At 38.6% G+C, this 19805-nt stretch carries 21 protein-coding genes; 4 read left to right on the top strand and 17 right to left on the bottom strand.

Features of this window, described 5'->3' with window-relative positions:
- Positions 1–177: 177 nt before the first annotated feature.
- Positions 178–627, bottom strand: coding sequence for an NUDIX hydrolase (locus tag AC1DLM_RS30975; protein WP_441987871.1), 450 nt, complete (start codon positions 625–627; stop codon positions 178–180).
- Positions 628–950: 323 nt separating this feature from the next.
- On the opposite strand from AC1DLM_RS30975, the gene AC1DLM_RS30970 reads away from it, so the two are divergent.
- Positions 951–1988, top strand: coding sequence for a DUF3231 family protein (locus AC1DLM_RS30970; protein ID WP_441987870.1), 1038 nt, complete (start codon positions 951–953; stop codon positions 1986–1988).
- A gap of 474 nt (positions 1989–2462) precedes the next feature.
- On the opposite strand, the gene AC1DLM_RS30965 is transcribed toward AC1DLM_RS30970, so the two are convergent.
- Positions 2463–2903 (bottom strand): hypothetical protein, encoded by a 441-nt coding sequence (locus AC1DLM_RS30965; protein ID WP_441987869.1) that lies wholly within the window; start codon positions 2901–2903, stop codon positions 2463–2465.
- 422 nt (positions 2904–3325) lie between these two features.
- Between AC1DLM_RS30965 and AC1DLM_RS30960 the strand changes: the two genes are divergently transcribed.
- A complete protein-coding gene (locus AC1DLM_RS30960) occupies positions 3326–3829 on the top strand; it encodes a C40 family peptidase (RefSeq protein WP_441987868.1) in 504 nt (167 codons plus the stop codon).
- 428 nt (positions 3830–4257) lie between these two features.
- On the opposite strand, the gene AC1DLM_RS30955 is transcribed toward AC1DLM_RS30960, so the two are convergent.
- The 3 genes from AC1DLM_RS30955 to AC1DLM_RS30945 form a co-directional block, all read right to left on the bottom strand.
- Entirely contained in the window at positions 4258–4638 is a 381-nt protein-coding gene (locus AC1DLM_RS30955; RefSeq protein ID WP_441987867.1) for a DinB family protein, read from the bottom strand.
- Positions 4639–5115: 477 nt separating this feature from the next.
- Positions 5116–5625 (bottom strand): hypothetical protein, encoded by a 510-nt coding sequence (locus tag AC1DLM_RS30950; protein ID WP_441987866.1) that lies wholly within the window; start codon positions 5623–5625, stop codon positions 5116–5118.
- A gap of 166 nt (positions 5626–5791) precedes the next feature.
- Positions 5792–6094, bottom strand: coding sequence for a Dabb family protein (locus tag AC1DLM_RS30945; RefSeq protein WP_236291356.1), 303 nt, complete (start codon positions 6092–6094; stop codon positions 5792–5794).
- A 676-nt stretch (positions 6095–6770) separates the two neighbouring features.
- Between AC1DLM_RS30945 and AC1DLM_RS30940 the strand changes: the two genes are divergently transcribed.
- Complete coding sequence (locus AC1DLM_RS30940) at positions 6771–6926, top strand: hypothetical protein (RefSeq protein WP_441987865.1); 156 nt, start codon at positions 6771–6773, stop codon at positions 6924–6926.
- 265 nt (positions 6927–7191) lie between these two features.
- On the opposite strand, the gene AC1DLM_RS30935 is transcribed toward AC1DLM_RS30940, so the two are convergent.
- Together AC1DLM_RS30935 and AC1DLM_RS30930 are read right to left on the bottom strand one after the other, a co-directional pair.
- Positions 7192–7653: a GNAT family N-acetyltransferase gene (locus AC1DLM_RS30935; protein ID WP_441987864.1), complete on the bottom strand. Its 462-nt coding sequence runs from the start codon at positions 7651–7653 to the stop codon at positions 7192–7194.
- 213 nt (positions 7654–7866) lie between these two features.
- Positions 7867–8760: an AraC family transcriptional regulator gene (locus AC1DLM_RS30930; RefSeq protein WP_477572125.1), complete on the bottom strand. Its 894-nt coding sequence runs from the start codon at positions 8758–8760 to the stop codon at positions 7867–7869.
- A gap of 212 nt (positions 8761–8972) precedes the next feature.
- Here AC1DLM_RS30930 and AC1DLM_RS30925 point away from each other — a divergent pair, with 212 nt between their 5' ends.
- The gene (locus AC1DLM_RS30925; protein WP_441987862.1) at positions 8973–9824 is read left to right on the top strand and encodes an aldo/keto reductase; all 852 of its coding nucleotides are present in this window, start codon (positions 8973–8975) and stop codon (positions 9822–9824) included.
- A gap of 177 nt (positions 9825–10001) precedes the next feature.
- On the opposite strand, the gene AC1DLM_RS30920 is transcribed toward AC1DLM_RS30925, so the two are convergent.
- From AC1DLM_RS30920 to AC1DLM_RS30875, 10 genes are all read right to left on the bottom strand, one after another.
- On the bottom strand, positions 10002–10736 hold the full coding sequence (locus AC1DLM_RS30920) for a WecB/TagA/CpsF family glycosyltransferase (protein WP_441987861.1): 735 nt from the start codon (positions 10734–10736) through the stop codon (positions 10002–10004).
- A 154-nt stretch (positions 10737–10890) separates the two neighbouring features.
- A complete protein-coding gene (locus AC1DLM_RS30915) occupies positions 10891–11385 on the bottom strand; it encodes a hypothetical protein (RefSeq protein ID WP_441987860.1) in 495 nt (164 codons plus the stop codon).
- Between the two features lie 255 nt (positions 11386–11640).
- Positions 11641–12033, bottom strand: coding sequence for a hypothetical protein (locus AC1DLM_RS30910; protein ID WP_441987859.1), 393 nt, complete (start codon positions 12031–12033; stop codon positions 11641–11643).
- Between the two features lie 381 nt (positions 12034–12414).
- Positions 12415–13002 (bottom strand): O-methyltransferase, encoded by a 588-nt coding sequence (locus AC1DLM_RS30905; RefSeq protein WP_441987858.1) that lies wholly within the window; start codon positions 13000–13002, stop codon positions 12415–12417.
- Positions 13003–13307: 305 nt separating this feature from the next.
- Positions 13308–15065: an ABC transporter ATP-binding protein gene (locus tag AC1DLM_RS30900; protein ID WP_441987857.1), complete on the bottom strand. Its 1758-nt coding sequence runs from the start codon at positions 15063–15065 to the stop codon at positions 13308–13310.
- Entirely contained in the window at positions 15062–16822 is a 1761-nt protein-coding gene (locus AC1DLM_RS30895; RefSeq protein ID WP_477572124.1) for an ABC transporter ATP-binding protein, read from the bottom strand. The genes AC1DLM_RS30900 and AC1DLM_RS30895 overlap by 4 nt, the downstream gene beginning before the upstream one ends.
- A complete protein-coding gene (locus tag AC1DLM_RS30890; protein ID WP_441987854.1) occupies positions 16819–17271 on the bottom strand; it encodes a hypothetical protein in 453 nt (150 codons plus the stop codon). Before AC1DLM_RS30890 ends, AC1DLM_RS30895 begins: the two co-directional genes overlap by 4 nt.
- Before the next feature lie 167 nt (positions 17272–17438).
- Entirely contained in the window at positions 17439–17693 is a 255-nt protein-coding gene (locus tag AC1DLM_RS30885) for an NUDIX hydrolase (protein ID WP_441987853.1), read from the bottom strand.
- Positions 17694–17892: 199 nt separating this feature from the next.
- Entirely contained in the window at positions 17893–18360 is a 468-nt protein-coding gene (locus AC1DLM_RS30880; RefSeq protein ID WP_441987852.1) for a DUF2716 domain-containing protein, read from the bottom strand.
- A gap of 232 nt (positions 18361–18592) precedes the next feature.
- Positions 18593–19441 carry an AraC family transcriptional regulator gene (locus AC1DLM_RS30875; protein WP_477572123.1) on the bottom strand — a complete coding sequence of 283 codons (849 nt, stop codon included), beginning with the start codon at positions 19439–19441 and terminating at the stop codon, positions 18593–18595.
- Positions 19442–19805 lie beyond the last annotated feature (364 nt).

The following is a 19805-nucleotide window of genomic DNA, read 5'->3' as shown; positions in this document are numbered from 1 at the left end:
TATTCCATCCGCTTTGTTTGCTGTGCGCGTTTTTTCTTGCTTGCAAAAAAAACAAACGGCACAGGGCTTATTCCATGCCGTTCCAGATTACAATTTTATTCTCATCCTAGTTTTTGAGCGTAACTTAATGACATTGGCCTCGCGGCAGCTCTTTTGATATTGAACTATTGTTTTCCGTTAGGTTAATGATTCGAGGAATTTATAAATTACAGGTTTGTCTGGGGCCGATAATTCGTTTGGAATTTCAGAAAAGCTAAAGAATCTTAATTCTTGCACTTCGACTCCGTCTTTTTTAAGGGTTCCTTCGAAGTCGGAACATAAATAAGCGGAAACAACATTATATACTTCATCACCATGAGGATATTTATAATACAGATCTTTTCCAGAGAAGACGCTAAACATTTCAAGGCACTTAGCTTCAAGCCCTGTTTCCTCAAAGAGTTCCCTCTTAGCAACCTCCTCAAGACTTTCTCCAGGTTCCATAGAACCACCAGGTAATCCCCACAAACCATTGTCGGTTCTACGTTGTAATAATAGTCGTTGATTATTACACAATAAAACGCAAGCACCTGTCATTATAAGTGGTCTTGACCCAACTAACTTCCTTAATTCCATTATGTAACCCAATACAAAAACACCCMTTTCCAATCTGGTCGCCCACTAAAACTAAACTATATATATACTAATTTCCATTTCCATCTTCTACAATTCCGCCTGCGGATACAATATGTGTCGGAAACGCCATTTCACGACCTCCTAACACGGTTAAATTTAATGGCGGCTTTTTATTTCATTTGATCAATTAACATCAAGATAAGACAAGGCCTGCCTTCAATTCGGCTGCCTTTTTTCTCAGGCTAATACTCCAGTCCAATTTCATTGTTGCGTTAAGAATATGATTTCGAATGAAGGAAAATACTAATCAAAAATTTAATTAGGGAGTTTTTATCATGGAAATACTTAAACCCATTCAGCTTGGTTCAACTAAATCGAATATCAGTGAAAAACTAACATCAGCAGAAATGGGTAAACTTTGGGCTACATATATGGGAAACAGCATGTCAAAATGTATATTAAGCTTTTATCTTCAACACGTTGAAGACGAAGAGATCAAGACTTTATTAGAGAATGCTTTAAAATTAAGCGTAGAGTTCATGAAAACAACGAAAGAAATTTTTAAGAAAGAAAACTTCCCAATTCCTAACGGTTTTTCAGAAGAAGACGTTAACCTTGGTGCTCCTCGTTTGTTTGAAGATGTATACTATGTTCATTACTTGAAATATGCATGTAAAGCAGGAATGAGTATTTATAACGTAGCCGTACCACTTGTTTATAGGAAAGATGTAAAGGAGTTTTTTATTTATTCTATGGAATCTACCATGGCTTTGATGGGACAAATCAAAGATATATTAATGAATAAAGGATTAATCATTAAACCACCTATTATTCCAGTTCCAGATAAAGTGGAATTTGTTCATCATGGTTTTTTAAATGGTTTTTGGGGACATGTACGTCCTTTACACGCATTAGAAATTGCTCATTTATATGATAATATTGAAAACAATGCAACAAGCAAAGCATTAATCATGGCATTTAGCCAAGTAGTAAAATCGGAAAAGATTCGAAAATTGTTTATAGAAGGTAAGGATCTGACTCATAAAAGCATTGAACAATATATGGAAAAACTACATAATGAAAATCTACCTTCACCATCATTTCTTGATCATTTGGTTACAACATCAACGTTTTCTCCATTTTCAGATAAGTTAATGTTATTTCATAAGATTGATATGTTTTCAATGAAAATTAGAGCGTTTGGAAATTCTGCGGCTGTAAACGGAAGACATGATATGGGAGTCCTCTATGCAAAGTCATTAATGCAAATCTCATCATTTGTTGAAGATGCAGCGAAAATTTTGATTGATAACGGATGGATGGAGCAACCACCCTTTGCTGTTAATAGAGATAAGTTAGCGTTTGAAAAATAATCGTTATTGGTAATTAGAAAAGAACCATCCGCGACTGGATGGTTCCTAGAATTTGATACTGGTCTGTTGTGCCGGGTATAGGTAATCGACACATCCTCGATGACAAAACTTAGGTTGTTACCATTTTAGAAGTATCCTAACTTTTTTAACGCGTTATACCAAGCCAATCATTCACAAAGGCTTTGTGAATGATTCTAATTTTGATGTCAAACAACTATTTCGCTAAACTTTACTTAGTAAAATATATATAGTGGAAATATAGTTGTTTGAAATTATTCCCGATTAATTCAAATATGTATTTCTCCATGAAAATTTGTCTTCCTTAATTTCAATATAAAAACTAGGAATATTACAACACCAAAAATAATTGAAAGTATCTCTTCAAGCATATACCTCACCTCAAACATATTGAACTAAAGTTCTCCGTTAGCTTAACCTCGTCTGATGGTATCTCTGAAGATTAACAAACACTTGTTATTCTAACTGATTTACAAAATAAGTCCCGTAAGCGCTGGTATGCTCCCATCCATATTCGTGTTTCGTGTCCGTTTCTAATTGGAATCGAACCCACGACAGACCAGTAAATGTTGGCTTGTTGTGGAAGCCTTCAAAAGAAAGCAGAACCTGTGATGGATTCTCAGGATCATTAGTTATTGAAGGACTGTAGACGGTCCAGGCAGTACCGAGCATATTAATTATCTGAAGTGTTTGGAAAACAGCTGCCTCCATAGTCATATCATCTTTTAATTTACTTACAAACGTTGCTCCTAAAAGTGATGGATCCCTCTTAGATCTTTCAAATTGTTTCGACACAATTGTGTGACCTGTTCTATTTTCAATCTGACTAATAAGGCGAACTGCTTTTTCCTCATTCTTAACGTTAAAAAATGCATTCCAGATTATCTGAAATTTCATGATTACTCCTATACTTTTCGTATATTTTCAAGCAACTATATCTACATAATAATACGCCAGTGGTTATTACTATCCTGCCCGTTCGTGGCAAAGGCAGCCGTTCGTCATGCAACGCGGCAACTCTCCCTTAAACTACCCGCTAGCGGGGTTAAGAGCAACCACGCGATAACCCCTTGCTTGTTAACTATCGTTATCGCTACGATAGCTTAAATAAAACCGTTGATAGATCAAGCTTTTTGTTAATCTAAGCTTGTCAAGAATAATTTTCAAAGGAGATTCTCATGGTTTTCTAATAAAGTGGGCTTGTCCTCTCCAACTCCACGGTTTTCTTCACTTCTAGCAAATTATAGGAGAATTCCATTCTGCTATACTAGGCTTAGCTAAGAAAACAGCGCTCAAAAACAAGGAGGAGGACAACAACTATGAAATTACATCATAAATGGAGCAAACGCTTGGCAATTATGACAATTGGAGCAACCGTTGCGATCTCAGGAGGGGTAATCAGTAGTCCAAATCCTACTCAAGCTGCTACTGCTACAATAACCGCATCGACGAAAGCTGATAGTATTATTTCTTTAGGGAAAAAATATCTAGGCACACCTTATAAATTCGGTGCTAAAGTTGGACAAACACGCAATTTCGACTGCTCGACTTTAATGAAATACATTTTCGGAAAATACGGCATTAGCCTACCGCGGACAGCTGCTCAGCAATCTAAAGTCGGTAGTTATGTTTCGAAAAAAAATTGGAAGAAAGGCGACCTGCTATTCTTCTCCGTCCCTGGCAGACCAGGCGTCGGTCATGTAGGCATTTATCTTGGAAATAACAAAATGTTAAACACTTATGGTGCTGGTGGTGTGAAAATTACTACGATTAACTCCTACTGGAATTCTCACTACATGACAGCACGACGCGTGATTAAATAGTCAAAATAATAATTTTTTATCACAGAACAGTTGACGAACTATTGATCTCTTTGAGATTAGTAGTTCGTTTATTATATGTTAATCTAATAATAATGTACCAGTGAGGACATAATAAGATCGAATTTACAAACATGAGATCGTCTACTGCCACAAATATTTTTTCATGTCTCTTTCAATTTTAAAAATGTCTAAATCGAGGCTTTATTTCTTTTACTGGACGGCAACTTTGCTAATTGAGCTCTCGTTCTTTCGTTAGTGCAATAATGTAAAAAAAACAATTTACCATCCCATTTGATCCCGTAAAGCAGTTATTTGGGCAATATAATGTCGTGCATKCCAGGAAAACCTCTGTACAGCTTCATCTAAAGTCATATCCCCGTATGCTGGACTCGTAACTAATCTTTTAAAGTCCGAAGGCTTTAATCGACTTATTTTAGTGTCACAAACCTGATGTGAAGAGCTTCCAAAAGTATTATTGCAGTTTCGATCGGTGTGTTCTTACAGTCGTCCAACTCTGCCCACAGTTCTTCCCGAAATGTCCCAGCAATAGGATGTACTTCGGTTAAACCACGTTTAAATCGAAAATATGCATTCATTTCTGCATCGGCTAAATGATGAACTACTTGTTGCGGAGTCCATCCTCCTTGACAGTAAGGCGTATTCAGTTGACCCAGACTCAAACCCTCAACCGCTTGGCGAAGCTTATCAGTCAGCCCATCAATTGATTCAATGAATTGTTTTCGTTGCTCTTCGGTAGGTTCCAGCACCATTGTGAACGATCCAATCGGATAACGCAATATATCCATCATATTTCTCTCCTACTAGTTTACCAAATTATAACATAGTAAGTTGAAGACAACTGCCCGATAGATGAGTGGATCGCACAGAAAAGAAAACAAACGATGGATCGGTTCCATCGACACGCTATCGTTCCCAAGTTAGCGTATGGATTTCAAAAACCTTAGTGCGACGTTTTTAAATTCACTCTTTTTTATTTTCATTTTTGAATCATCCTCCATAAAACATCCAGAAAGTGACACTATTAAAATTAATAGAAATGCTTGTACTAAACGTATCATTTTGTGTTCTAACACCTCTATAAATTATCTAATTGCATATACTTTTATGGTTTCTTATTAGAGATACGTGTCCATTCAGCACAATAAGCTACCCGTGGCAGTCTGTTTAGGTTTGTTTAACTATCGTTTCCCGTTAGCTTAAAAATACTCCCATAATACTACAAGAATCGTATTTACACTTCTCATAATTCTTTATTTTGTTTTTATTTATTCTGACCATAATAAATCTGTCTTTCCAGACTCTTTTTGAGCTAATATTCTACCGCTATTGGCATCTCCGATGTCTTCTATTATCAATGTGTAAGGTAGCAGTAATTTCTTCCAATCATGTTCATTGGTTAATGCCGCAGAATTACTTAAATAAGATTCAACGACTTGTTTTAGACGATAGTCTGTTATTTTTGTGTGGTCAACACCTATACCCACTTTTATTAAGTTCTTATTTTGATCACTTGCTATACCAGTGCGAATGATACCTGGTTGACTGTTTAATTCCGTAGTATTTTTTACAAATAGATGGATGATTAAAGGAAATTTATTAGTGTTATTATTGTTATGATGAGATATGGAGACAAGAACGATTGTGAAAACCACTGCTTGTATTAGGGCAATAATTAATTCCTTTTTCCAATAAGTCTTCGCCCATGGACTGAACAAACGCAGCACAAGGAAACTGCCAATAAAAAAGCTTATTATATTTAAGGTAATTCCTTGCATTGATTGCCCACCTTTACTAATGATTATTAGCATCTACTATACATACAATCAATTTTTTCCATTTATAACCTAATTATTATACGTTTCCATACACTGGAAGTTGCGCTAAACTGCCCGTTAGCACAACGAGGCTGCCGATCTATATCGGCAGCCTCGTTGTGGTTGCTTAAACCAATGGGTAATCAACTACAATAACATTTTCCAATATACCATCCAGCGATTTAACAAATTCCTGATGAACGGGATGCGGACCATATGAACGCAGCGACTCAAGGTCTTCAAACGTTACCCGCAATCCGAGAGTATAGCCCTTAATATTTTCCGTTTCTTCAGTTACGTTGATGCCTGCACTTATATCAAATATCCCGGGGATACGATCCCGAAACGTTAACAATTGATCCAGCAATTCCTGTTGCTTGATTGGCGTGACATTAGTATTGAACTTGAATACAACGAGATGTTCGTACATCGCTAAATTGCTCCTTTTTAGCTTAATGTTGTGGTGCTATAGTTTGCATTAGCGGAGTGAACGACTGCCGCCCCTCTGACCTCTTCGGTGTTTAAGATTCATGTTAAATCATATCAACTTCATTAATTTCATATCGTCAGCCATACCATAATTTTGACCCAAATTTTCGTAATAGTATGTATAGTAGCAGTACCATTCCGAAAACAATGACCGTGGAGAAGATAAAATTCATCATTGAAAAATCCATGGTTATATCATTATCAAGAAAGTCTGTTTGCATTTCGAAACGATGTGGAAATCCACCCTCATATCCTGTAATTCCTGATTTTATAAGATCCTGCTTTATAAAGGAGATAGGAAATCCAAATTGAGCATTTTTCATATCTTCGTAACTTTGTACTTTGTTGGCACACCAAAAGCAGACAATAAAACTATCCCGATACTCAATAGAATCAATACACAGGATACGAACAAGGAGATAAACAGTTTTTTAGTCATACATTCCACCTTCGCATTTACTACATTCAACTTATGAGAAGCCCACTGGCAACTCCTGGTAGTAGTTCGACATTGCACTAACGTTTCTCGCAAGCGTAGTCGCCAAAGAGTTCATCGCTTGGATAAAATTCCTAATTCTGTGTAAACTATCTTCGATAAATTATGGAGGTGTTCAAGATTGGCTGATAAAGGGAAAAATGACAATGAAAACGATTTTTATGAAGGTATGGCGGAAAAAGCTGACTTTATTCATGATCGTCTAGGTGTTGAAGGACCTATCGGGTTTAACAATACTGTCGAAGAATATATGAATGATGATGAGGAGAAGAGGTAATCTTCGCTTTATTTATMTTTCAATGCTTTGATTCAACTGAAACTTACCGTTATGCTGCCTTCCCATCCTTCGTGCCAAATGGCCGGAGACGCATAAAGTTATTCAAACTTAAAGTTTATATATCTACAGCAAAAGCCACTTCTAAATTGTAGTGGCTTTTAAGCAAACAGCTAAACGTGCTGGCTGTCGTCGTGTTGTGATTAAAACAATCGTTCCCCGTTAGTGTCGTGGAAAATGAATCTTTTCTCGGTATCTTTTGCAGGATTTACAACCCCGGAATTTTTTGCGAGCCTACTACAATAGACATAAAAATATCTACGGGATCCTCACTATCCACTGCAAACCCGAACCGTTCATACAGGCGTTTAGCCGCGCTTCCTTGAAGAACATTCAGAGTAACCCGTTTTCCTACGACATAATCTTGTTTCAGGAAATAAGTTAATACTTGGCTGCCAATTCCTTTACCTTGGAAATCAGGATGGATGTAAAAATGCTCTAATAAATACCTATCAGATATCATTTTGAAAGCAATGCACCCAATAAAGTTAGACTCTGCTTTTATGATCCATGTATGATTCGGATCAAATGAATCCCGAAAACGTTGGCGAACCCTGTCTTCATTAAATCTACCTAACCTTGTTAAATCATCATGTAGTACTATTGCCCGTAAATTTGCAATTGTCTCAACATCAGAGTATTCGGACTGGTGAAGAGTAATCCGATCCATAAAGCAAAACACCTCTTTCATTAATTCAATGAATTCTTGGGCTATATTCCCATTAGCTTAGAACCATTTCTAGACATTTTTGTTACACATGCCATATCATCAAAAAACTTTCCCTTATTTATGGTACGGTTCACCGCGCATTGAGCTATCGTATCCGTTAGCTTAATCGTTAAATGGCCACAATTCATTAACTGGAGTGTTCAAACCTTCATTTTATGTTTTTAAACGCTGCAGGTCTTGTCTAGGTGGATAACCAAACATCCGGGAATATTCCCGACTGAATTGCGAAGGACTTTCATACCCAACTCGAAATGCGACATCACCGGCATCTGCTGATTCGGTTAATAACAGGCGACGAGCTTCCTGCAGTCGCAGTTGTTTTTGAAACTGAACAGGACTCATGGCCGTTATCTCTTTGAAGTGCCTGTGAAGCGACGAGACACTCATACTCGCTTTTTCCGCTAGCTCTTCAATTCGAAACGATTTATCAAAGTTATTCGTGATATGTTCAATAACCTCATTTATTTGATGGGCAGAGCTACCCTCTATAGCAAGTTGTTCGAGCCTCCCMCCATGCTGACCTTGCAAAACCTTATACAGTATCTCTTTGGTGAACAGCGGCGCAAGTATTGGAATATCCTTTGGATTGTCAAGCAACCGAGCCAACCTTGTGACTGCATCCAATAAAGATGGCTCCATTCGGCTAACAAACATACCTCGCTTTGCATGTTCTTTCGTCCMAACCCGGATTTCAGAATCACGCAAAATCTCTAAAATTTGATTCGCCATAAATTCAAGTATAAAACCCAAATACGGAACGTCGGGAGACGCTTCGGTGATTTTAGCTATAACAGGCAAGTGAACGGAAGAAATAAGGTAATCTGCAGGATTGTACTTGAAGCAATCTTCCCCCAACCAGACCTCCTTCGCGCCTTGAACTACAATGCAAAAGGAAGGTTTGTAGACTCCATGGCGTGGTACAGATCCATTAGAGTCACGTACGAAAACTAATGATGGAATAGCAGTATTGTAAACACCTTCGTTTTTAGCGTGGCGATTGATAATTTTGGCAAGTTCATTTTGCTGCATAGTGATTATTTCAGACATTTAACCATCCTCGTTCCGTCATATTTATAGTTCGATTATAGTCGTATTCTTTTGTCACATAAATAGTTGTGAGAGAATTAGGCAAACATTTGACAAGATCATTATAACGCACCCTTTTGCATTAGGTGCATAATAAAACTGTAAAAAGCTTTCTGTTTCGCGGATACATCGAGTTGATTTACACATAATACTTAAAACAATGGAGGATTTTTATGCAAAAAGTAATTTTGAACAATGGCGTTGAGATGCCTATACTTGGCTTTGGTGTATTTCAAATTGCAGATCCAAATGAATGCGAACAAAGCGTTTATGACGCTATTGTTGCAGGCTATCGTCTTATTGATACAGCTGCTTCTTACATGAATGAAGAAGCCGTGGGCAAAGCAATCAAGCGAAGTGGTTTAGCAAGAGAGGATTTATTTATCACGACAAAGCTTTGGGTGCAGGATACGGGATATGAGCGCACTAAAGAGGCATTTGAAAAATCGCTGCAAAGATTGCAGTTAGATTACTTGGATTTGTATTTGATTCATCAGCCATATGGCGATGTGCACGGATCTTGGCGTGCTATGGAGGAGTTATATCGGGAAGGAAAGGTGCGTGCAATCGGGGTTAGTAATTTCCACGAAGACCGCCTGATCGATTTGATTATTCATAATGAAATTGTTCCTGCCGTTAATCAGGTAGAAACGCATCCTTTCAACCAGCAAATCGAAAATGCAAAATTCATGAAAGAAAACAGTGTTCAGATCGAGTCATGGGCTCCTTTTGCTGAAGGAAAAAATAACTTGTTCCAAAATGAAGTATTGGTATCCATAGCTCAAAGGTATAATAAATCTGTCGCTCAAGTGGTTTTACGTTGGCTGACACAAAGAGAAGTTGTTGTAATTCCAAAGTCTGTTCGTAAAGAAAGAATTGTTGAAAACTTCAACATCTTTGACTTTGAGTTAAGCCAGCAGGATATGGAGTCGATTGCTACGTTGGATACGAAAGAGAGCCTGTTCTTCTCCCATCGTGATCCTGCAATGGTGAAATGGATTGGTGAACGTAAACTTGATATTTAACCGGTAGAAATCATCAGCTGCAGCTACTAACTAGCTGCAGCTCCTTTGGCATTTTTAGCTACCATTTGAAGAGGTTTCGTTAGCGTAAACTGCCCTTTAGTTGAACAGGCTACCGATAGATTCGGTAGCCCATTGTCATGAAGCTATAGTTWTCCGTTCGTTTAATGGAACGGCGATTTACTTTTCTCTAAACGTCAGTGCACGAAATGCAAATTTAGGTAAGATCAACTGTCGCTTCCATCGTGAAGGTTGTTGAATCAACCTGAAAAGCCATTCTATGTTTAGCCGTTTCCAACTTTCTGGAGTCTCTTTTACTTTTCCTGCAATTACATCAAGACTACCTCCAACACCAATAGCAATCTTCGCATTTAATTTTGATTTATTATTATGAATCCATCTCTCTGCAAAAGGCGCTCCAAGTGCAACCACTAATATATCAGGCTTTAGGTTTCCAATTTCTTCAATAATCTTATCTTCTTCAGTTTGCTTAAAGAAACCATGGTGCCTACCTAATATTGAAAGGTCAGGATACTTTTTGCGAATAACCTCACAGACTTTCTCATTAGTGATAGGATCTGCACCCAAAAAATAAAATGACCATTTCTTTTGGTTACCAGAATCAAGTAACCGTAACAACGTGTCGTACCCAGTAACCCTTTCTGGAAGATTTCCGCCTCTTAAACGAGACACCATTACAATTCCAATACCGTCAGCTGTAATTAGACCTGCTTCATCAACTATTGCTCGTAACGATGTGTTTTTTTGACAAGCGATGACGATCTCTGGGTTAACCGTTATTACATGAAAGAGTTCGGATCTTTTCTCTTCAATAACATCAGTAAGAACCTCTATAGTTCGGTCTAACGTCATTTTTGGAAATTTTACTCCCATTACTGTAGCGTATTTCTCCATATTGGTTTGTCACCCTCATTAAGTTTGTTTACCACATTTTAACATGGATGTCATTACCATGGTATCCTGCCCGTTAGCTGAACGCGCCCTTTTAATCTTCTCGGGAATTGGACAATGTTTTGTCATCCGACATAATTTTATCAAGGCTCTTCAATTATTTATTGATAAATGGTTCGGTTTCGCGACCCTCTTTGTCTAAATAAAGTTTATTCTTTCCGTCATCATAGCTCCAAACAAGTTTTCCATTAATCTCAAATAGGTGGATGTTTTTGAAATTTTCGTCGGAAAGATAAGTTTTATAACCTACTTTGCTTTCAATTAGATTAATAATTTCTTGGTATCTTACTGATAGTTGTTCACGATAAATTTCTCCAGATTCGCGAAAAATCACAGCAAACTGGGTTCCATTGCTATCTTGAGCTACAGAAATAAAGGGGCTTTTAAAATACGGCATTGCAACTACTTCCGTTAATTTTAGTGACTCTAGTTTTTTTTGATATCCTTCGTGCACATACAACGTATCTCCGGCGACAACATCTCCACTATTATTACTCTGGATTTTTTGATTACTGCAACCATTCAGAGTTAAGTTGATTAAACTCAAGACCACCAGTAGCATGAGTACCCCACCTTTAAATGGTTTTTTCATCGTCATTCACTCCTTTTTTACTTAGAAGAAAAACTTCTTTTTTGTTTCAATTCAACTAATCTGCCCTTTAGTTTAATAGAAAAAGGGAGCAACTGTCGCGGCGTTCTGCTCCCTAATTTTGATAGAACTAACATTATCTAACGTTTATTAACGGTTTCCATAGAGGATTAAGTTAATTGATAAGAAATAGCTGTTAAGATACAATGGCAGACAAAAAGAAAACCACTCTACGATGGTGTCGCAAGGTGGTTGAAATCAGCCAATAAGGTCGTATAACTTGTTTAATCGATTGTGAAATTCCTCTAGCTCGCCTGATGTAAACTCATATTGAAATTCATCCTTATCTGTTAATACTAAATTCTTGCTAGAAATATGACCAGACCAAATAGTTCCTTCCATCCAATCAGTCCAATTTAAATAATTTGACTGATATCCTACAAAAGTAATAGTTATTTGTTCGTCTTCTTGTACGGCTGTGAATGGATGTGAACTATTTGATATATTAGGTACTGAAGTAATTATCTCCGTTACCTCTCTGACTAATTCAGATATAGCTAGCGTACCTTCTAATACTCCATTTTGTTTAATAAATTCGATCGAATATATCTTTTCGGGAAGGAAAAGCATATATAACTTATAATCCTTCATGCATGCAACCTCCTCAGTCTGGTCTAGTTTGGTAACCCTTTAACCCAATTTATGATTTTCCCTAAGATGCCTGCTGCTGCTGCTGTACCTTCTCCAGCGGCTGCAACTGCTCGGAAACATTCGTCATCTTCCAAATTTTCATGATAATCTCCTTCTAACTGCGATATGGGTTGGAGTATCTTCTCCCATTAGCGTATCACATAACAACATTATTGGGGACGTAATTTGAACTGACTAATTACCGTGCTAAACTGCCCGTTAGCGAAATAGGCTGCCGCGATTTATTTATGCGTCAACCTGGTTTAGATGCTTATTGAACAAACGTTCTGTGTTAGCGGAACTCATCAAGTGCTACATTACATTCTTGTTAAAAAAATATGATCAGTTACTAATCTTCGTGGCAATGATTAACCCAGTAGACCAATTTAGTTTTGTAATTATTAAATCCAATCGATTTTCCAAACTTCTTACTAATTCCTCCATTTTGGGATCATCATCATCTTCATCTACTGGAAGCAAATCGTCTATTACATATAGCCCGCCTATATTTAATAATTCTAAGGTTTCATTTAAATATGTATATTTACCTGGATATGTATCAGCGAAAATGATATCAAACCTTTGATCGTATGTTTTCGTTATATACTCACCAGCGTCGCCTAAATAGAATTGCACTCTTTCATCCACACTTAGGTATTTCTTTGCTATGTCTTGCAATTTTTCATCGAATTCGACCGTTATAAGAGAGGATTTAGAATCCATACCAGCAAGAATATAAGCTGTAGAGCTACCAACCCCTGTACCTAATTCAAGAAATCGTCCGTTTCTTTTGGATGCTGCTAAAGTCATTAATAGTGAACCAGTATGACTATCACATGAAAGATTAAATCCAATATCATTTGCCTCGATTAATATTTGGGTAACGACGCTATTTTCAAGATTGTTTTCCATGAACTTAGTTTTTATCATATACTTCCCCTTTTACTTATGGTTAGGTTGTTTACTACCATAACATATTTTTATTCAACAGAAATACCTACTCTACCATCGTAGAAGTTGCATACTAAGTGTCAGTTTTCATTAATGAAAAAGGAGTTGCTGCAAATCATCTCCCTTGTACCGTTACTTTAATAAATCAAATGAGGTGTTGCCGCTAAGCAAGCACCTCCTCTATAGTTTTCTTGTTAGCGTTCCCTCGAACTACCCAGTAATGTATGGTTGTTGTATTCCTCTTTCGGGCATTCAAAAAGCAGGTATTCACACCATCACTCCATTCATGCACCCGCTGCATTAATCGGTTTGCGAAACAAGGAACGGTAGGTCTCGCTGTTGTGCCATAAATACTCATGCTTACCCTGATCTTCCACTTCTCCATTATTAATCAGAATGATATGGTCCGATCCAATGATCGAAGAGAGCCGGTGTGCGATGATAATCATTGTCCTATCGCCGGCTAGCTGATCAATCATGGAATGAATTTCTTTCTCCGACTCATGATCCAACTGCGATGTTGCTTCGTCAAAAACAATGATCGGCGCACCACTTAGAATGACGCGAGCCATTGCAAGCCTTTGCTTCTGACCGCCGGAAAGTTTAACCCCCTTCTCGCCAATCAAGGTTGAGTACCTATCCGGTAGCTTGCTGATAAACTCATCCATATAAGCTTTCCTGCATGCTGCCATCACTTCATCGTTACTTGCCGAAGGATTAGCCAATCGAACGTTATCGAGAATGGACATATTGAATACGGCAGGATCCTGCATGACGGCGCCGATTGCACGGTGAAGCTCTACCGGTCGGATGAGCCGTGTATCCGTATCATCAACAACAATTCGTCCTGACTCTTGCTCATATAGGCCTAACAGTAGCTTAATCAGTGTACTTTTTCCAGAACCACTTCTTCCGATGATGGCCACCTTTTTACCTGCAGGAATATGGAAGGACACCTGCTTAACCGCCGTTTCGTTCGCTTCTTCGTATGTAAAGCTAACCTTCTCAAACGACACGCTTCCATTCTCCAATTTAAAGGGAAGCGTACTCGTTATTTCTTCATCCTGCCCTCTACAAACATCACTCACTCTCTCCAAAGAAGGGATATCGCTGGCGAATTGCATATCAAGATCATTGATTTTCGCCATTTCCGTGAAAAACTGCTCATAATATTTCATGAATACGAGCAGTGTCCCGATCGACATTTCACCGTAGATAATGAGCAGTCCTCCAACAAAATACAAATTCATCCGTGTAATAAAAAAATCTTTGATAGCTTGGAATGTCCGATTACCATACCAAAATAGATGCTTTCTGAAGAATGCTTCGCTTAGTTGATGCCAATATTCAGTGAATGTAAGTGAGCTTCTCTTTTCTAACCCACCTGCTTTAATCTCCTGCCATCCTCGAAGTGAATGTTGCAACCAACCTTGATATTTCCCGTCTACTTCCCGATAGTTTTCTGCTGCTATTTTGGCTCCCTTGCCTAACCAGCGCGTCATCCAAAAGGAAAGAGGTACCATCAGCATGCCGAATAAAGCAAGCTTCCAATTAAAAGTAAACATCATGAAGCCGCTTACCAGAACAAAAAGCATACTATAGCTGTATTCTAAGAGGTAAAGCTTAGCAAACCGATCCACAGCTTCAACATCACCATCAATCCGATTTTTCAAATCTCCGGCATTCATCTTTTCGTATCGGCTAAGCGGTATGCGGGAGTAATATTTCCATATGGTACTGCGCAAAGTAAACGATAATTTATTCGTCAGCGCATTCCCACTCTTGGCATAGAGAGCCATAATGAAGCTTTCAATTACATAGATACCTATATACCCAAGACAAACATAGAGTAATAATTGCGATTTCTGAGCTACCATTACATCGTCGATCAATACCTTGAAGAGAAGTGGAGAGGTTAGCCCCAACAAAATCAACCCTATTTTGAGCGTAAGTAGTAGGAGAAGGAGGGATTTATGTGGTTTCAGCTCACGTGCAAAGGCCTTTAACCACTTCCGCCGGTGGCTTACTACATACAACTTCATATCGAAGCGACCTCCCTATGCTCTGAATATTGCTCCTCGAATAGTTTCCTATATGTACTGCTGGAATTAAGTAATTCCGTATGATGTCCAAACGCGACTATCCGTCCTTCTTCGAGAACAGCCACCCGGTCTGCATCCAAAATGGTCGAAAGTCTATGGGCAATGATCATTGTCGTTACCTGCCCGCCATTTTCTCTCCAGCCCTGTCTAACAGCTGCTTCCGCCTCTCCATCCAACGCTGACGTCGCTTCGTCAAACACGAGTATGCCCGGCTTTTTTATGAACGTTCTTGCGATGGCGATTCTTTGTTTTTGCCCACCAGACATCTGAATACCTGAACCTCCAACTATCGTGTCGAAGCCACGGGGCAAACTTCTAATAAAAGAGGAAATAGCAGCACGGTCACAAGCCGCCCAAAGTGCAGCATCACTAACCGACTTGCTTCCCCATCGCAAGTTATCGCGGATCGTACCTTCGAAAAGCGTAGGTTCCTGCAACGAAACACCAATTTGCTGACGTAAYGAATACAGGCTGCACGCATCAATCGGCGTACCATCAACAAGAATGCGACCTTCCGCTGGCTCGTAAAACCGTAACAGCAAAGAAACCAACGTGCTTTTCCCCGAGCCGCTTCTCCCAACGACAGCTATCGTTTCGCCACCTTTTATCCGAAAGCTAACGCCATCCAAAACAGGTGTATCCGAATGATATTGAAAAGTTACCTGTTGAAACTCGATAGCACCCTMCGTTATAAACAGTGGTTTGCCGCTGCTTCTACGTATGTCTTCTTCCTCTTCGGCCAATAAGTGGAACATCCGCTCAAGTGAGATTTTATTTTGTTGCAGCCGTCCATTAGCACCACTCATGTTTTTCAACAGTCCGTTGGCCCGAGAGAAATACTCGATCATAGCGATAAACCCGCCAACTGTAAGTTGTCCATGAACAATGAGCAGGCTAGCAGCCGTATACAGTGCCAAATCGGAGCACAATGTAATCAAACTAACAGCTCGCTCGGATACATATTGAACGCGACTAATGCTGTTATTGGATCGGATGAATTCAATTACTAGATGAACAAACTGCCTAGACGTATAATTTTGAGCAGCTAAAAGTCGAATGTCTCGCATGCCGGATAGCATCTCTACACACCAACTCATAAGCTTACCGTAATTAGAACGCTGGGTGTTCATCCCCATTTTCATTTTCTTACTGAAGAGTAACGTGGTGACTACAACGACAGGTATCACGATCACCATCATCAGTCCGATATAGATGTTGATATAGAATACGAAAATAATTGCAGTCAATAGACGGAGTACATTAGCCGACAGGTAAAAGATATTCCAATGAATCAATTCCATGACTTGACTAGCATCTCGATTAATAATCGTCATCAAATCTCCCGTCTGGCTTCCATGGTAGAAGGGAGCTTTCAGGGATAACATTTTGTCATATAGCTTTTTTCGGATATCAAAAGAGAACCGGGTAACCAAGTACGACCAGACACTGTTCAAGGTTAGATGAAGACCTTGTTCGCCAAGATAAATCATCCCGTAACCGATAACGATAACCTTTAGAAAAGCCAAATTGCGGTGATAGAACACTTCATCGACTAGCAAACCGAATATATATGGATAAAGCATACCGATTACAGAAGTTACCAGTACACAGATAAACAAATTCAGAAAGCTCCATTTATATGTCCGAATAATCGGCCACAATGCCTTTAGATATATCCAAACATGCGGTTGCTTCATTGTCTGACCTCTCCCGAATAAAACAATCGATCTTTAACCTTTTGTTTCCCAACTGGCAGTTCTACATGTACATTTCTTTCATTAGAAGCTAGCTCCAGTTGATCTTTCAACCACTCTTCATGACTCACGACAATCCTAACCGTACGGCTACTGTCCGCCTCGGTTTTAATACTTGTTATTATACCTTCATAGCGATCCCCGCTTTCTTGTACAAACCAGGTTACTCGATCGCCGATGTTTACTTCTGTCTGTTTGTCAGGGATGGGTACAACTATATCAACTTGACTTTCTACAATCGAGATCATTCCCTTTGCCGAAATATATTGACTGACAGAAACGCTATTCACAAGATAAATAAGACCACAGACGAGAAAACCAATAATAAGAATTGCAGCTATTGGCGATTTAATAAAAACAGTAAAATACAGATGCCAAAACCTCCTTGTCATCCTCTCTCCTTCACATCCCTTTACAAAATAATATAAAAATGTACCTTTTTTTCTAATATCTACAATAAATAAAAAGCTGCCTGTTGGTTGAATTAATATTGATAAATGATCCTCAATAGCAGAAAAACGGAGTATTAATAAGCAGTTCAATGTTTCAGCAACCACATTTATGGTACGTGCAGCTTGTATCCATTATGCTTTTCTGCCTGATACTTCAATGACAACGGCAGCCGATTCGTGTGCCAGCTACCGTCATGTAGTGATTGAGCTATAATTCCTCGCGGAAGTCCCCAATAACCATTGTCTGAACGACGATATAATAATATATGATGTTTTTCATTAAAGACAAAAGCCCCTGCTATCACCATAATTATTTTCGTTTGACCAACTAGTCGCCGTAAATCTTGAATGTAATCTGCCATTGTTACCCCTCAATTCATAGACTAAGTGACCTAATTATATGCTTCTTATTTTTGGTTATAAATGGAATTTTATGACTTAAATATGGAGTTTTGTAATTCAGTAAATCTGCCAGTAACTTCAGCAAAAATAGGGATCGTCTGACTACGCGGCAGCAGACGATCCCTCTATTTAAGTAACGTTCCTCTATAGCTTAATCCGTTATTTACTACTTCGTACTACTTCTCCAAATAATTTTGGTTTATTAATTTCAAACTGTTGAATTAAAACTTCGCCAAAGATGCTAATTGTTTGTTCCCATGGATGCCCTAAATATCCCCATTTGAAATCTTTATTAATAAATAGATAATAATCACCATCTGGGTAAAAGGAAATAGTACTCGGTGGACCCAAATGGGGATTATATTGAAACGATTCGTGTTGCCAGTCTAAGGCATAAAGATATTCATCAGGTTCAGTTACTAATTTAAGGCATGCAACGCAATTTCTCTCTAAATCGTCTATGTCGTCATCCGTATAACTAGTCAATTTATAAGTAATATATGGCGATGGTAAACTAAAGGAAGGCCAATCGCTACTATGAACACTTGGTTTAAAATTGAAATGTTTATAAAATTTATCCCATACTAGCCGATAAAGTTCATTTGATAAAGGAACCCAATTGTCCATTAGTACACCTCGGATATACTCGTCATTTAAATCCCAGATCAATACTAACATAATTTGTGCAACTTTAATGGGTCTATTTTCCACTCTTCTGCCCGTTTTTTAAGAAAAGGCAGCCGATCCAATTGTATCAGCCGCCTACTCTTCTTGTTATTGAACTCTCATTATCCGTTAGTGCAATATAGTACAACATGAGCATGATGAGAAACACATGCGTAGCGTTTGGGGTAACAAGTTATTTTTTCTTAACCGGAATCCAAATCTCCCCAGACACATACCCTGCCGTTCCATAATACATTTCAAAGGTAGGGCCTTCAACCTGTTCGTATTCCGATGTCGGAAACCATTCGGAATAAATCCTTCCCCATAACTTAATTAAATCACATTGCGGTTCTGGGAAAATCGCCCACGTTAGTGCCGGGACAGAAAGTTTTGTAAATCTCTCCGGAATTTCAAGTCCTCTTGGTAAGAAATAGCTCACCATGTATTTAAAAGATGTTCCAGTATGATCATATAAGGCAGCGTGCAAGATGGTGTTACTAAAACGTCCCAATAATCCATTCATCCCTTCAACACTTCCATCTACATCACATTGTTGACGGAACTGAGCAACTTCAGCATATACTTTTTGGGGATCAGAATTGACCATACCATATGCTCCAAACATCTCAAAAGGACCTTTTTGTTCGATGCGGTAATTCATTTCGACATCTCCTTTTATTAAAATATGGAAGGACATTCGAGGATAGGCTTTTAGAGTAACACCTTTATCGCGCGCAGATATTGGCATTATCCCATGAAGATTCTTGAACGCCCGTGCAAACGCTTCTGGCGAATCATATCCATATTTCAAAGCTACATTAATAACCTTTGCATCTGTTGTCTGTAGTTCAAATGCTGCCAATGTCAACCGCCTACGTCGAATGTACTCAGATAACGATACCCCAGTAATAAAAGGAAACATTCGTTGAAAATGATAAGTAGAGCAACAGGCTCTCTGCGCTATTTCATCATATGAGATATTGTCCGCTAGGTTTGTTTCAATATATTCCATGGCGCTTTTCATCCTATCCAACCAATCCATCGTTTTCCCTCCCTTCAAGATAAATTTTATCTCAGTTCAAAAGTGAATACCGTGCATTTTCTGCACCAAAATATCAGGATATCGATGATAACTATAATTCTCCTCTTATTCCGAATAACACTTTAGCAATACTGTCCCCTCAGCGTGGAAACAGCAGCCGAAAGTACTGGCTGCCGTTGTGTTGTGCTTGAACTATAGGTTGCAATAGGTAAGCCTTTGATGTGATCTCCAGCTTTTCCCCTGCGCCACACCGGACGTGCCAGTTTCCCGGCATCCGGCGTTCCCTCTAACTGACTTTACTAGATCATAAGATTGGAATAGGTAAGACTTTGAAATAATCTCCGTCTTTTCCCCTCCGCCACAC

This window comes from Paenibacillus sp. 01T442 (assembly GCF_056398345.1).
Note: the sequence above shows the minus strand (reverse complement) of the source record. Positions and strands in the feature narration are given on the sequence as shown.

Coding starts and splice junctions, on each gene's coding strand:
- AC1DLM_RS30970 (WP_441987870.1), top strand. CDS start 951: ATGGAAATACTTAAACCCATTCAGCTTGGTTCAACTAAATCGAATATC.
- AC1DLM_RS30965 (WP_441987869.1), bottom strand. CDS start 2,903: ATGAAATTTCAGATAATCTGGAATGCATTTTTTAACGTTAAGAATGAG.
- AC1DLM_RS30960 (WP_441987868.1), top strand. CDS start 3,326: ATGAAATTACATCATAAATGGAGCAAACGCTTGGCAATTATGACAATT.
- AC1DLM_RS30955 (WP_441987867.1), bottom strand. CDS start 4,638: ATGATGGATATATTGCGTTATCCGATTGGATCGTTCACAATGGTGCTG.
- AC1DLM_RS30950 (WP_441987866.1), bottom strand. CDS start 5,625: ATGCAAGGAATTACCTTAAATATAATAAGCTTTTTTATTGGCAGTTTC.
- AC1DLM_RS30945 (WP_236291356.1), bottom strand. CDS start 6,094: ATGTACGAACATCTCGTTGTATTCAAGTTCAATACTAATGTCACGCCA.
- AC1DLM_RS30935 (WP_441987864.1), bottom strand. CDS start 7,653: ATGGATCGGATTACTCTTCACCAGTCCGAATACTCTGATGTTGAGACA.
- AC1DLM_RS30925 (WP_441987862.1), top strand. CDS start 8,973: ATGCAAAAAGTAATTTTGAACAATGGCGTTGAGATGCCTATACTTGGC.
- AC1DLM_RS30920 (WP_441987861.1), bottom strand. CDS start 10,736: ATGGAGAAATACGCTACAGTAATGGGAGTAAAATTTCCAAAAATGACG.
- AC1DLM_RS30915 (WP_441987860.1), bottom strand. CDS start 11,385: ATGAAAAAACCATTTAAAGGTGGGGTACTCATGCTACTGGTGGTCTTG.
- AC1DLM_RS30910 (WP_441987859.1), bottom strand. CDS start 12,033: ATGAAGGATTATAAGTTATATATGCTTTTCCTTCCCGAAAAGATATAT.
- AC1DLM_RS30905 (WP_441987858.1), bottom strand. CDS start 13,002: ATGATAAAAACTAAGTTCATGGAAAACAATCTTGAAAATAGCGTCGTT.
- AC1DLM_RS30900 (WP_441987857.1), bottom strand. CDS start 15,065: ATGAAGTTGTATGTAGTAAGCCACCGGCGGAAGTGGTTAAAGGCCTTT.
- AC1DLM_RS30890 (WP_441987854.1), bottom strand. CDS start 17,271: ATGACAAGGAGGTTTTGGCATCTGTATTTTACTGTTTTTATTAAATCG.
- AC1DLM_RS30885 (WP_441987853.1), bottom strand. CDS start 17,693: ATGGCAGATTACATTCAAGATTTACGGCGACTAGTTGGTCAAACGAAA.
- AC1DLM_RS30880 (WP_441987852.1), bottom strand. CDS start 18,360: ATGGACAATTGGGTTCCTTTATCAAATGAACTTTATCGGCTAGTATGG.
- AC1DLM_RS30875 (WP_477572123.1), bottom strand. CDS start 19,441: ATGGATTGGTTGGATAGGATGAAAAGCGCCATGGAATATATTGAAACA.